The organism is Shinella sp. G-2 (assembly GCF_050172695.1).
GTDB lineage: Bacteria > Pseudomonadota > Alphaproteobacteria > Rhizobiales > Rhizobiaceae > Shinella.
The window spans coordinates 1-12,007 of record NZ_JBBEYH010000018.1; the positions used below are offsets into that span (position 1 = coordinate 1).

General features: G+C 63.7%; 13 protein-coding genes. 9 read left to right on the forward strand and 4 right to left on the reverse strand.

Annotated features, from left to right (window positions below):
* The first annotated feature begins 144 nt into the window (after window positions 1-144).
* Window positions 145-717 (forward strand): S-(hydroxymethyl)glutathione synthase, encoded by a 573-nt coding sequence (gene gfa / locus V8U06_RS21105; protein ID WP_427142367.1) that lies wholly within the window; start codon window positions 145-147, stop codon window positions 715-717.
* A 62-nt stretch (window positions 718-779) separates the two neighbouring features.
* Window positions 780-2,189, forward strand: a complete 1,410-nt coding sequence (locus V8U06_RS21110) for an FAD-binding oxidoreductase (RefSeq protein WP_427142368.1) — start codon at window positions 780-782, stop codon at window positions 2,187-2,189.
* On the opposite strand, the gene V8U06_RS21115 is transcribed toward V8U06_RS21110, so the two are convergent.
* Window positions 2,186-2,803, reverse strand: coding sequence for a LysR substrate-binding domain-containing protein (locus V8U06_RS21115; protein WP_427142369.1), 618 nt, complete (start codon window positions 2,801-2,803; stop codon window positions 2,186-2,188). The genes V8U06_RS21110 and V8U06_RS21115 overlap by 4 nt on opposite strands.
* On the reverse strand, window positions 2,800-3,081 hold the full coding sequence (locus V8U06_RS21120) for a LysR family transcriptional regulator (RefSeq protein ID WP_427142370.1): 282 nt from the start codon (window positions 3,079-3,081) through the stop codon (window positions 2,800-2,802). The genes V8U06_RS21115 and V8U06_RS21120 overlap by 4 nt, the downstream gene beginning before the upstream one ends.
* 143 nt (window positions 3,082-3,224) lie before the next feature.
* Here V8U06_RS21120 and V8U06_RS21125 point away from each other — a divergent pair, with 143 nt between their 5' ends.
* Entirely contained in the window at window positions 3,225-4,568 is a 1,344-nt protein-coding gene (locus V8U06_RS21125; RefSeq protein ID WP_427142371.1) for an NAD(P)/FAD-dependent oxidoreductase, read from the forward strand.
* A gap of 326 nt (window positions 4,569-4,894) precedes the next feature.
* On the opposite strand, the gene scpB is transcribed toward V8U06_RS21125, so the two are convergent.
* Both scpB and V8U06_RS21135 read right to left on the reverse strand, forming a co-directional pair.
* On the reverse strand, window positions 4,895-5,581 hold the full coding sequence (scpB, locus tag V8U06_RS21130) for an SMC-Scp complex subunit ScpB (RefSeq protein ID WP_427142449.1): 687 nt from the start codon (window positions 5,579-5,581) through the stop codon (window positions 4,895-4,897).
* 2 nt (window positions 5,582-5,583) lie between these two features.
* Window positions 5,584-6,537: a DUF1403 family protein gene (locus V8U06_RS21135; RefSeq protein WP_427142372.1), complete on the reverse strand. Its 954-nt coding sequence runs from the start codon at window positions 6,535-6,537 to the stop codon at window positions 5,584-5,586.
* 125 nt (window positions 6,538-6,662) lie between these two features.
* On the opposite strand from V8U06_RS21135, the gene V8U06_RS21140 reads away from it, so the two are divergent.
* The 6 genes from V8U06_RS21140 (at window position 6,663) to V8U06_RS21165 (ending at window position 11,874) form a co-directional block, all read left to right on the forward strand.
* Window positions 6,663-7,790 (forward strand): tyrosine-type recombinase/integrase, encoded by a 1,128-nt coding sequence (locus tag V8U06_RS21140; RefSeq protein ID WP_427142373.1) that lies wholly within the window; start codon window positions 6,663-6,665, stop codon window positions 7,788-7,790.
* Window positions 7,791-7,897: 107 nt separating this feature from the next.
* A complete protein-coding gene (locus V8U06_RS21145) occupies window positions 7,898-8,839 on the forward strand; it encodes a lytic transglycosylase domain-containing protein (RefSeq protein ID WP_427142374.1) in 942 nt (313 codons plus the stop codon).
* Window positions 8,840-9,098: 259 nt separating this feature from the next.
* The gene (locus tag V8U06_RS21150; RefSeq protein WP_427142375.1) at window positions 9,099-9,521 is read left to right on the forward strand and encodes a GFA family protein; all 423 of its coding nucleotides are present in this window, start codon (window positions 9,099-9,101) and stop codon (window positions 9,519-9,521) included.
* 136 nt (window positions 9,522-9,657) lie between these two features.
* The gene (locus V8U06_RS21155) at window positions 9,658-10,872 is read left to right on the forward strand and encodes a multidrug effflux MFS transporter (RefSeq protein WP_427142376.1); all 1,215 of its coding nucleotides are present in this window, start codon (window positions 9,658-9,660) and stop codon (window positions 10,870-10,872) included.
* Between the two features lie 167 nt (window positions 10,873-11,039).
* Window positions 11,040-11,336, forward strand: coding sequence for a hypothetical protein (locus V8U06_RS21160; protein ID WP_427142377.1), 297 nt, complete (start codon window positions 11,040-11,042; stop codon window positions 11,334-11,336).
* Between the two features lie 160 nt (window positions 11,337-11,496).
* A complete protein-coding gene (locus V8U06_RS21165) occupies window positions 11,497-11,874 on the forward strand; it encodes a glyoxalase superfamily protein (protein WP_427142378.1) in 378 nt (125 codons plus the stop codon).
* Window positions 11,875-12,007: the final 133 nt, after the last annotated feature.

Below are 12,007 nucleotides of genomic sequence, written 5' to 3' on the forward strand. Positions count from 1 at the left end.
AAGTCCATCCGCGGCGTGGTCGTCTATTGAGCGTGCATTGAAGCGCGCCTGCATTGCCATCCATTCGTTGCGCCGCTGCGCCAGCGCTGGCGGTGCCTGTTATCGGCCGCGCATGCCGCGACGGCCATGAAGGAGGAGAAGCCCATGCCAAGCATCGCGATACATCCATCCATCGACAGCGGGTTCAAAGCGACCGATGCCGCCTTTTCCGGCGGCACGCTCGTCTGCAACTGCGCGAGCAATCCGGTCAAAGTCCGCATCAAGGGCGACATCGCCCATAACCATGCCTGCGGCTGCACCAAGTGCTGGAAGCCGGACGGCGCCGTTTTCTCGGTCGTCGCCGTCGCCTCGACCGACAATGTCGAGGTCGTCGAAAACGGCGACAAGCTCGCGGTCGTCGATCCGGCCGCCCTCATCCAGCGCCATGCCTGCAAGGCGTGCGGCGTGCATATGTACGGCCCCGTCGAGCGCGACCACCCGTTCAAGAGCCTGTCCTTCGTGCATCCGGAGCGTTTCGAAGAGCGCGGCTGGGCCAAGCCCGGTTTTGCGGCCTTTGTCTCCTCGATCATCGAAAGCGGCTACGATCCGGCGCAGATGGACGGCGTTCGGACCCGGTTGCGGGAGCTCGATCTCGCGCCCTACGACTGCCTCAACCCCGCCTTGATGGACTACATCGCCACTTGGACGGCGAAGAAAAACGGCACGCTTCACGCCTAATGCCCTAACCTCCCAAGATCAGCCTCTCCCTCTTTCCCGATGCCATCGACAGGACCTGTCCAATGCACCGTCTAAAGCCCGAATTCACTGCCGAAATCCGTACCATCGTCGGTGAAGGAAATTTCAGGGAGGGAGAGGCGGTCACCATGATCGACTACGGCGTTACGCCGGAAAATCTCGACGCCAGCGCCATCGTCCTCCCCGGTACGACCGGGGAGGTTGCCGCCATTATCAGATGCTGCCGCGCCCACAGCGTCCCGCTCGTCACGCATGGTGGGCGAACCGGGCTTGTGGGCGGCGGTATGTCAAAACCGGGCGAACTGGTGCTTTCCACCGCCCGGCTCAATCGCATCCTGCATCTCTGCCCCGTCGAACGCGTTGCGGTGGTGGAAGCCGGCGTGACGCTGCAGGCGTTGCAGGTGGCGGCCGCAGAGCATCGCCTTGAACCGGGGATCGATCTGCCGTCCCGCGGCTCGGCGACGATCGGCGGCATGGCTTCGACGAATGCCGGCGGGATTTCGGCCTTCCGGTCCGGGGTCATGCGGCATCGTATCCTTGGACTGGAGGCCGTGCTTGCGGATGGTTCGGTCTATTCCGACCTGACCCGCGTCGTGAAAAACGCCGCCGGCTATGATCTGAAACATCTGTTTGTCGGTGCGGAAGGCACGCTCGGCGTAATAACGCGGGTTGCCGTCAAGCTGGAGCCCCAGCCGTTGGCCACCGCGACAGCGCTGTTCGGCCTGGCCTCGGTGGATGCAACACTGGAGGCGGTGCGCCGGGGGCTCGATGCCGAATACGGCCATCTTCGTGCTGCCGAAGCGATCTGGCACAGCTATTTCCGCCTGACCTCCAGCCACCATCGCTGGTCGGCTGTGGACTACGCCACCGACCATCCCGTCAACCTTCTGATGACGCTCGGCGGCGCGGACGAGACCGCCTTGCAATCGGAACTAGGCCGCATCTATGAGGACGTGAGCGCCGTTCATCCCGACACCTCAGCGGTGATTGCATTTTCCGGCGCGCAGGAGACCGACCTCTGGCGGCTTCGCGAGGACACGGACCTCATCTATCGACAGCATCCGGGTGCACCATCCTACGACGTTTCCGTTCCCCTCTCGCAGGTGGCGTCCTATCTCGAACGGTGCCTTGCTGATCTGAAGGCGATCGACGATGCGTTCGATCCCTATGTCTTCGGCCATCTTGCCGACGGAAACCTCCACATCGTGCTCAACAGCGCCGGTAGCGACATTCCGGCCGGAAAGGCACGTGCCGTCGAGGAGGCGATCTACCGGGGTATCGGAGAGCTGGGCGGGTCGTTTTCTGCCGAACACGGGATCGGTGCGAAGCGGGTGGCGCCGCTATCGGCTTTGTCCGATCCGGCAAAACTCGCCCTGATGCACCGGATCAAGGACGCGCTCGACGCGCCGGCACTTCTCAATCCCGGAAAGGTGCTCGAGGCAGGCAGGGTCTAGATGGCGACCAATTCGCGGCGGGTCATCTCCGCCTGCTGCTTCAACCATTCCCGCAACTGGCAAAACCCCTGGTGGCTGTCTGACGTTCTGGGTGCGATCAGGCTGTAGCCCATGCCCGCATCGAGCTGGGCCGGATGGGCCTGCATCAGCAAACCGCCGCGCATTGCAGCACCGACCAAAGCGAGGTCGGCGAGCGCAATCCCCTGCCCTTGCTGGGCCGCCGTCACCGCGAGATCCAGCGTGTCGAATACCAGATGCCGCGCGCCGGCAAGTGACATCTTCGCCTGCGCCGCCCAGCGCTCCCAGGTCCCGTGGGTCCTGTCCATATGCAGGAGCACCAAGCCATCGAAGTCACCACGGCTTGCAAGGTCGTCCACCAGACCCGGCCGGCAGACCGGTGCCAGATGCTCTTCCCACAGCCGGTCCTCGACAAGGCTCGGCCACGGCCCCGCTCCGTATTCGATCATACCGTCGATGCCCTCGAGCTCGAAGTCAGGCCGGCGGCTCCAGGCGGTGTCGAGATCGACGCGCACATGGGGATGGTCCCGGTAGAAATCCGGCAGGCGCGGCATCAGCCAGCGGATGGCGATCGAGGGATGGACGCGCAGGGTCACGATCTGTGACTGCGCCGTGACGGCCTGATCGCCTGAAGCAGAAGGGCGATCAACTGTTCCACATAGGGCAGCAGCCGCTCTCCGGCGTCGGTCAGGACGACCCGGCGCGTGTGGCGCAGGAAGAGCGTGCTGCGGAAATGGTTTTCCAACTGCAGGATCTGCCGGCTGATCGAACTCTGGCTGATGTGAAGGATTTCCGAAGCCTGGCTGAAGGACGAAGTTCGCGCCACCGCCAGAAAGGCCTGAAGGCCGGCAAGAGGGGGAAATCGCCTGGGCATCGGTCGATCGGATTTATCCGTTTTCCAAATAAATCTGTTGCACAATGAGCATTGGATTGTCCAGCGCCCCCTTGTCATTGTGCCCTGGTGAAGCCCGCCGGACAGCCGGCCAGCCACGATCAACCACGGAAGACAGGTCTGCCATGAGCGTCGTCGCCAAAACCGGCACCCAACCGGAAAGCAATGCTTTTACCCTGCCGAAACGCGCCGACGTCGTGATTGTCGGTGCCGGCATCATGGGCTGCGCAGCGGCCTATTATCTCGCCAAGCAGGGCGTCAAGGCCGTCGTCCTCGACAAATCCAGGATCGCCGGACAGCAATCGACGCGCGCCTGGGGGTTCGTGCGCCAGCAGGGACGCGACCCATCGGAAATGCCGCTCGCCATCGCGAGCAACCGCCTGTGGCTCGGCTTGCAGGAAGAGTTGCAGGCGGATCTCGGCTGGAGACAGGGCGGGTGTCTCTATATCGGGCACAATGCCGCGCAGATGGCGCGCTACGAATCCTACCTGGAAACCTCCCGGCAGCATGGCGTCGACACACGCCTTCTGTCGGCCGACGAGGTGCGTGCACAGGTGCCCGGCTTCGAGGCGCCGCAGATTGGCGGGCTTTTCACGCCGAGCGACGGCCAGGCCGAGCCCCGCCTCGTGGCACCGGCCTTTGCCCGTAGGGCCGCGGAACTCGGCGCTCGCTTCATCGAAGGCTGCGGCCTGACCGGCATCGACGTGGCCGGCGGCAAGGTGATCGCCGCCCGGACCGAGTGTGGCGAAATCCGCACGGACCACATCATCTGCTCCGCCGGCGCCGCAAGCTGGCGCGTGCTGCGCTCGCTCGGAATAGCCCTGCCGCAGCATCAGGTGCGGGGAACCGTCGCGCGCACCTCATCCGGCCCTTCGGTGGGCGCGGTCGCCGCGATCGGCGGTGGCATCGGCTGGCGTCAACGCAGCGACGGCAGCTTCAATCTGGCCAATGATGCCCGCGTCGACGTCGATGTTACGCTTGGCCATCTGCGCGCCCTGGAATGGTATATGGGGCCGTTGCTGCAACACTTTCGCTCATTCAATTTCAAGCTGAACGGCACGTTCCTCGATGATGTCAGGCAGCGGTTGCCGCGATCGGAAACGCGGGTGAATGGCCGTCTGGTCGGTGTTCGCGATCCACTGCTGGCCGCAAATGATGCCGATATCAATGCCTGCCTGGCACGACTGAAGAGGGCCATGCCCTCGCAGCGAAACGTCCAGATCGTCGAACGCTGGGCGGGCGGCATCGATGTCTTGCCGGACGGCATCCCCGTGCTGGATGCGCCGACCACGCCGAGTGGCCTGATGGTCGCGACCGGCTTCTGCGGTCACGGCTTCGCTTTGGGACCGATCGTCGGCAAAACCCTGGCGGATTGGCTGATCACCGGCCAACCGCCGATGAACCTCCATGATCTGCGCCTGTCGCGCTACGCGGAAGGCGACGTCAAGCCGCCGCATTCGCTCTTCTGAGCGAATTTAAAAGCAAAATTATGTGGCGCAATCAGCGTCTGGCTCATGCTCTTGAACGGATACGAACCGTCGACCCCGTTGTATGAATAGGGCTACTGGCCTTGCGTATTGTCCAAACATTCATCCGAGCGCAATTCGTCAAGGGCGAGTGAGAGCTAATATCGACACGACGATGGCAAGACACTCAACGAAGTTGGGTTATCATTTCGAGTAGAAACGAGCTTGGAAACCAGCGGATCGGTCGTCACAACATCGGGATGTTCGCGGACGCACTGCTACCGCGCATTCAGACCTGTCCATCCGAAATCGACTGGCCCGGGCCAATGCTAACTATTATCATCATCACTAGCGGACTCAATCGCTTCCGCCGCCATGGCTTGCCTGTTCAGCAGTCCCGCATCCTCCAGCGCCTCGATGTCGGGCAGGTCGCGCAGCGTCTCCATGCCGAAGGCTGACAGGAAATGCTTCGTCGTGACATAGGTATAGGGTGCGCCCGGCGTCGGGCTGCGTGGACCGGAGGCGAGGAAGTTGGCATTGCGCAGGCTGGCGATCGTGTCGCGGCTGACCTCCTTGCCGAAGATCTTCGACAGGTCGCCGCGGGTGATCGGCTGGAAATACGCGATGGCCATCAGCACCATGGCCTCGAAGTCGGACAGCGCTGGCCCCGCACTCCGCGTCGACGCCTGCGACGCCCGGATCGCGGAAGCGTAAGCCGAGCGGCTTCGGTGCTGCCAGCCGCCGGCGACGGAGACGATCTCATAGGGCCGGTCACGGAGTTCTTCCTGCAGGTCACCGATCAGGAGATCCACGCTGCAGTCCTTGCCGACGACACGGCTTAGCGTCTCACGGCCGACCGGCTCGGCCGCGGCAAAGATCACCGCCTCGACGCGCAACATCCATTCGCGCCAGCGCAGTTCCGGCGGCAGATCCACCAGTTCCCGATCCAGGAGGATTTCATCCTCCGATGTCGATCTGCGACCTCGTCGCGTGCTGGCCGTCTCCGGTTCGCTCATCATCACAACCCATAGATCCGGAATGAACTGCGGCCGGACAGTTCCCGCACGGCGCCAAAGCCTTCCAGACGGTCGAACAGCCGGGTTGCCGCCCAGCGCGATAGAGAGATGCCGGGCGCCGAGGCGGCCACCGCGTCCTCATTGAGCAGGGCCTGGATGACGGCCCCGGCGCCTTTCGTGCGAACCTTTGGTGCGACGGTGCGCAGCGTCTCGGCGCGGCGGGCGATCTCACCGGCGGTGCGCAGGGCCGCGCCCGTTGTCTCGGTGAGGGCTAGGCAGACGGCCCGGGCAAAGGCCGGTTCACCCGGGCGCACGCGGCCCCTGCCCCCAAGCGTCTTGAAGGCCGGTCCATAGCGCTCGGCCATCAGCAGCGGTACGGCAAAATCCCATTTCAGCAGCGCGGCTATCAGCAGGTCGGCCAGCATCCAGGCGAGCGGCTCGGCATCCGGCCGCACCGCATGCAGGGCCGTGACTAGGCCCGCCGCAGCGATCGGTGCGGGACGAACCGATTGCAGCGCGTCATCGGCATGATCGACCGCCGTGGTCAGCCTGTCGTCCCAAGCAAGCCCCAACAGATCGGCAAGCTCAGCCACCGCCTTCGAGGAAAAAGCGGGTTTTCGCGTGGAAACCTTTTTGTAAGCCAAAAGCACCCGGCCGGCAGGGCCCGGATCGTCACCAGCGGCCGTCAGCAAGAGCGCATCCCGCAACGCGGCCTCGTCCTCGTTCCGCCCCATCAGCCGGACTGTGACCGCAGCGCATTTCAGGGCTTGGCGGGAGCGCCAGCAGCCGGCCCAAACGGGCGAGGAGCGCACAAGATCATCAAGCGATTTCAACGCGATGCCGGCGGCGAAGGCAGCGGCAATCTCGTCCGGCTCGCGGCCGCGCGTCAGGGTCCAGCCGGGCAAGGTGGCCGGGAATACCGGCGAGGCGAAGAGAGGGGTGACGGGCAAATCCATGGCCGCCATCCTATAATGGATGCGCGGTTTATGCTATAGATTACGACACAAACCGCACGGCTTGTCTTTCCCATATAATGAAGGATAATCTTGCATTATCGTTCATTCTAGCTCATTATTGAAAAATGCGCCCTCTCGTCGAGCAGAATGCCGAAAACCGTAGCGAAGTACCGTCTGCTCGCTCTCTCAGCACAGGGGATTCAGGCGATGAGCGCGGGGATGCCGTACTTGACCCTGTCTCCCCTCCCCTGCCGGATCATCTGCAGGGGCTTGCAGAGCAGGCCCGCAACTATGTCGCGGCGGCGAGTTCCGCCAATACGCGCAAGGCCTATGCCTCGGACTGGAAGCACTTCTCCGCCTGGTGCCGGTGGCAGGGGCTTTCCGTGCTTCCGCCCGATCCCCAGGTGGTCGGCCTCTACATCACCGCCTGCGCCTCGGGCAGCAGTACCGGCGCGCCGACACAAGCGGACAAGACGATGGGTGTCGCCACCATCGAGCGACGACTGTCGTCGCTGTGCTGGAACTATGCCCAACGCGGTGGGGAAAGGCTCGATCGCAAGGACCGGCATATCGCAACCGTCATGGCCGGAATTCGAAACCGGCACGCCGCCCCGCCGCGGCAGAAGGAGGCGATCCTGCCGGAGGATCTGATCGCCATGCTGGAGACGCTCGACCGCGGCTCGCTGCGCGGGCTGCGCGATCGCGCCATGTTGCTGCTCGGCTTCGCCGGCGGCCTGCGCCGCTCGGAAATCACCGGGCTCGATCTCGGCCGCGACCAGAGCGAAGACGGGCGCGGCTGGATCGAGATCACCGACAAGGGCGTGCTGGTGACGCTACGCGGCAAGACAGGCTGGCGGGAGGTCGAGGTCGGCCGCGGATCCTCCGACGCCACCTGCCCCCTCGTCGCGCTGGACACCTGGATCAGGTTCGCCCGGCTCGCCAAAGGACCCCTCTTCCGCCGCGTGACCGGCAGGGGCAAGGATGTCGGACCGGACCGGCTGAACGACCAGGAGGTGGCACGCCTCGTCAAGAAGGCGGTGCTGGCGGCCGGGGTGCGCAGCGACCTGCCGGAGACCGAGCGCGGGCAGCTTTTTGCCGGCCATTCGCTGCGCGCCGGCCTTGCCTCCTCGGCCGAAGTGGACGAGCGCCATGTGCAAAAACAGCTTGGCCATGCCTCGGCCGAAATGACCCGCCGCTACCAGCGCCGGCGCGACCGGTTCCGCGTCAACCTCACCAAGGCAGCCGGGCTGTAGGCGCCCCTTCCATCAAGGCTCCCAAGTGGAATCTATTGGGATTGGAACTCCCCCCACAAAAGGAGGTAGAGTCCAGTCGCCTTTCGCATCGGTGACACGAGGGAGCGATGTTGCACGCACGACGGAGACGGGACAGGGGAAAACTTGCCTTGCTGGTTGCCGGGGGGCTGGTCTTCGGAACATCGCCGGACACTGCGATCGCCCAGATCGAATGGCGAGCGCCGCCGTGTACCTACTCAATGACCTCCAGCACGGGCACGCTCTGCGTTCGCGAGGCCAGCTTCAATCGCGACATATGCGGTGCGCTTGCCCGCTTCGCCGGCGAGAATGATCTCCCCCCAGATTTCTTCGCGCGGCTGATCTGGGCGGAAAGCCGGTTTCGTCCTGATGCCGTCAGCCCGAAGGGCGCGGAAGGAATAGCGCAATTCATTCCGTCCACCGCAAGACTGCGCGGCCTGTCGAACAGTTTCGACGCTCTAGAGGCATTGAAGGAATCGGCCGAGTATCTCGATGACCTGCGGGATCGCTTTGGCAATATCGGTCTGGCGGCCGCTGCCTACAATGCCGGCGAAGGCGGACTGCGGACGTTCCTGAAAACCGGAAGCCTGCCGCAGGAGACTCGCAACTACGTCCTCGATATCACGGCTCACGCGGCCGAGGATTGGCGCGACGAGCCGCCCGCCACCGTCGATCTGCGCCTCGACGGGCAGAAGTCCTTCGAAGACGCCTGCATCGCACTCGCCGACACACGACGCCTCAAGGGGCTGGAATTTGAAGTGGAAGGCGCCTGGGCGCCGTGGGGTGCGCAACTGGCCGGGCATTTCCAGAAATCGGTGGCGGTCAGGCTGTTCCTGTCGACCGTGCGGTCGCTGCCCGCACCGCTGAACAAGGAAAAACCCCTGATCCAAAAGGAACGCAACCCCGCCTTCGGGACGAGACTGCGATACACCGCCCGAATTGGCCGCCAGACCCGGCAGGAGGCCGAAGCCGTGTGCCGTGAGGTCCGCAATCGTGGAGGTGCCTGCGTCGTCTTCAGGAACCGACCGTAACGAGAGGCTGGGACGTTGCGCGTCGCTGCCCGGATAAGCAGGCTCCTTGCTTCGAACGACTGCCCCTCCCCTGTCAAGAATTAGGCGCTGGCGACTGGATGCAGCGACATCACCGAGCAGCCGGGCCTTGAGCCCGGCTGTTTCATGAAACTGCCATTTTGCGGCGCCGACAAAGGCAGGTAACGATGACGTCCCCATTCCGGGATATCTGGGGGCCGAAATTCCGGCCCGCGCACAGACGCGATACAAAGAGGCTTCCATGAATCAGGACGGAAAACCGCATAGTGCAGCCTGCCATTGTGGAACGGTGAGGTTCCGGGTTCGGCTGGCGGATGACTTCAAGTCGATCCGCCGCTGTACATGCTCCTATTGCCGGATGCGCGGCGCTGTTGCCGTGTCCGCGCCGCTCGAGGACATCGAGTTTGTCGAGGGCGTGGAGAACCTCACGCTCTATCAATTCAATACGGGCACGGCGAAACACTACTTCTGCAAGACCTGCGGGATCTATACGCACCATCAACGCCGCTCGAATCCGAGCCAGTTCGGCATTAACGTCGCCTGCATCGAGGGCGTCAGTCCCTTCGATTTTGCCGAAATTGCCGTGATGGACGGGATTGCGCATCCCTCCGACGGCTCCGCGCCACGGGTAGCGGGTATCCTGAGGTTTCAAGCGACAGAGTAAGTCCAGCGGTTCGTCGGCGGTCACGGCCATTCAACGTCGCTTGGAAGGTCGAGACCGGCGGCCTTGCTCTCCGTGATGGTCTCGCTTACGTCCGGTCTCGCGGCAACCGCGGGGATTTCTCGAAGGAAAAAGATACATGGCAGGATCGGTCGGCCCTCGCGAACGCATCGTGCTCTATGCCCTGCTCACCGCCCTGACATCGCTGAGCATCGATGCGCTCCTGCCGGGTCTGCGCGCGATCGGAACGGATTTCGGCCCTTCGCCGCCGCTTTCCACGCAGCATGTCATTTCGCTGTTCATCCTCGGCATGGCGTTCGGAGAGCTGCTGCTGGGGCCGCTTTCGGATGCGCTGGGCCGCAAGACAGCGCTTGTGCTCGGCCTCGGCGTCTATGCGGCGGGAACGGTCGTCGCCATGCTGGCAGGATCGCTGGAGATGGTCATTCTTGGGCGGTTCCTGCAAGGCGTCGGGGTATCCGGCCCGAAGATCGCCACGCGGGCGATGATCCGCGACCAGTACGAGGGCGATGCCATGGCCCGCGTTCTCTCCCTCCTTTTCTCGCTGTTCATCCTCGTGCCGATGCTTGCGCCGGCTCTGGCGCAGGGCCTCATCGCCGTTGCGGGCTGGCGGAGCGTCTTCGTGCTCTATCTCGCGGCCGCGGGGCTGCTCGGCCTGTGGCTGATGGCGCGCCAGCCAGAAACCCTGCCACCGGAGCGGCGCATCCCCTTCCGGCCGAAGCTCCTGCTGCGCAATGGCCTACGCATTCTTTCCCATAGGCGCGTGGCACTTCTCATCGTCGCCACCGGTCTCGTCTTCGGCGCACAGCTTCTCTATCTCAGCACGGCAGCCGACCTCTTCTTCGATGCCTACGCGATTGCGGAAACCTTCCCCTTCTATTTCGCAGCGCTCGCGGCCAGCATTGGTCTTGCCTCCTATTTCAATGCCCGGTTCGTGCAGCGTTTCGGCATGGAGGCCATGGCGCGCGCCGCCCTTGCGGGCTTGACGCTGACAGGGCTGGCAATGGTGCTCGCAGTCCTGTCTTTGAAGGGGAATCTGCCGCTTCCGGCCTTCATGGCGCTGGTTTCTGCCGCTTTCTTTTCCATCGGCCTCCTCTTTGGAAATCTCAATGCGATGGCGATGCGCTCGCTGGGGCAGGTCGCTGGCCTGGGCGCCTCCCTGATTGCCTCCGGATCAAGCCTCATCGCAACGGGCTTCGCCATCGGCATGGGCCGTTTCCATGATGGTACGCCTCTCGCCCTCGCTTTCGGCTTTCTGGTGGCTGGCGCACTTTCCTTCTTTCTCGTTGAAACGTCCGCCCGGGTATCCTCCACTCCCGTGGAGGCCGTTCGGTAAAAATACGCGCGATGCCAATGACAATGGCCCCTCGCCGAACAGGCGACGAGAGGCCCTACCCTACCCCGAAAGCGCACCCCGATCAGGCTCGGGCTAGGTTTGCACGCTTAGATAGGCAAAATGTCGGCCATCGGGGCGGCAAGCGAAGCGGGTTTGGGAAAAGCGGAATGAGCGAGCTACAGAATAAGGCGGTGGCGCTGGCGGAACAGAGCGAGGGAGAGCTGCGCTCGTCCTTCGCGCGCGGCACGCCGTTTCTACAAAGCGCGCTGGATCTCTATTTTGCCTTGGGCGGCGATCAGGAAAGGGCGGAAGCGCTTGCCGCCGCACCCCGCTCCGCAGCGCCTCTACGGGTCGACGCCGCAGTCGCCAATGTGATGGTGGAACTGGCAGTCGCCAGCCATCTCAACGATATCGACATGGTACAGGCAACCTATAACCGGCTCGATTCCGAACTCGACTCCTGACGCAGCCTAAGTAACGCAGCAGCCTCTTTCGCTCGGCACAGGTATCCGCTAGGGTGCTCCGCGCAGGCACCGTCCTCTTGATCAACCCGAAGCGCAGCGCACCGGGCAGCACCGTCTGACCGAACGTTTGCGACTTTGCCGCAAGCAGAGAGGTTCTGCGATGGACGATATCGCCGATCACGGCGTCCGGTTCGGACGCATCGCCGCCATGCTTCCCGTCCGGGATATGGCTGCCGCCCATGATTTCTACACACAGGTCCTAGGTTTTACGAAAACCTTTGAAAACGGCACGCCCGTCGGCTTCATGATCCTGAAGCGCGGCGATGCGGAGCTGCATCTGACCCTGCAGCCGAAGCACAAAGCCGCCCCCTTCAACGTCGCCCACCTGCTGGTGGACGATGTCGATACGCTGCACGCTCTCTGCCAGCGTCATGGCCTGCGCATCCTCAAGAGCCTCCAGGACAAGGATTATGGCCTGCGGGCCTTCGTTTTCGCCGATCCGGACGGCAACCGCATCGACGTCGGTCAGCGGATCTGATCGGAGGCGGGTCGCAAGGCACGTCCTATCGGCCCATCCTACCCTTCCGATCTGTGAACGCAGCGTTCTCCTTCCCGGCCTTTTCAAGCGGGCCGGGATTGCCCATCTTGCAGGCAACTCTCCTGCAACGGGC

Coding starts and splice junctions, on each gene's coding strand:
- V8U06_RS21145 (WP_427142374.1), top strand. CDS start 7,898: ATGTTGCACGCACGACGGAGACGGGACAGGGGAAAACTTGCCTTGCTG.
- V8U06_RS21125 (WP_427142371.1), top strand. CDS start 3,225: ATGAGCGTCGTCGCCAAAACCGGCACCCAACCGGAAAGCAATGCTTTT.
- gfa (WP_427142367.1), top strand. CDS start 145: ATGCCAAGCATCGCGATACATCCATCCATCGACAGCGGGTTCAAAGCG.
- V8U06_RS21120 (WP_427142370.1), bottom strand. CDS start 3,081: ATGCCCAGGCGATTTCCCCCTCTTGCCGGCCTTCAGGCCTTTCTGGCG.
- V8U06_RS21150 (WP_427142375.1), top strand. CDS start 9,099: ATGAATCAGGACGGAAAACCGCATAGTGCAGCCTGCCATTGTGGAACG.
- V8U06_RS21110 (WP_427142368.1), top strand. CDS start 780: ATGCACCGTCTAAAGCCCGAATTCACTGCCGAAATCCGTACCATCGTC.
- V8U06_RS21155 (WP_427142376.1), top strand. CDS start 9,658: ATGGCAGGATCGGTCGGCCCTCGCGAACGCATCGTGCTCTATGCCCTG.
- V8U06_RS21160 (WP_427142377.1), top strand. CDS start 11,040: ATGAGCGAGCTACAGAATAAGGCGGTGGCGCTGGCGGAACAGAGCGAG.
- V8U06_RS21135 (WP_427142372.1), bottom strand. CDS start 6,537: ATGGATTTGCCCGTCACCCCTCTCTTCGCCTCGCCGGTATTCCCGGCC.
- V8U06_RS21165 (WP_427142378.1), top strand. CDS start 11,497: ATGGACGATATCGCCGATCACGGCGTCCGGTTCGGACGCATCGCCGCC.
- V8U06_RS21140 (WP_427142373.1), top strand. CDS start 6,663: ATGCGCCCTCTCGTCGAGCAGAATGCCGAAAACCGTAGCGAAGTACCG.
- scpB (WP_427142449.1), bottom strand. CDS start 5,581: ATGAGCGAACCGGAGACGGCCAGCACGCGACGAGGTCGCAGATCGACA.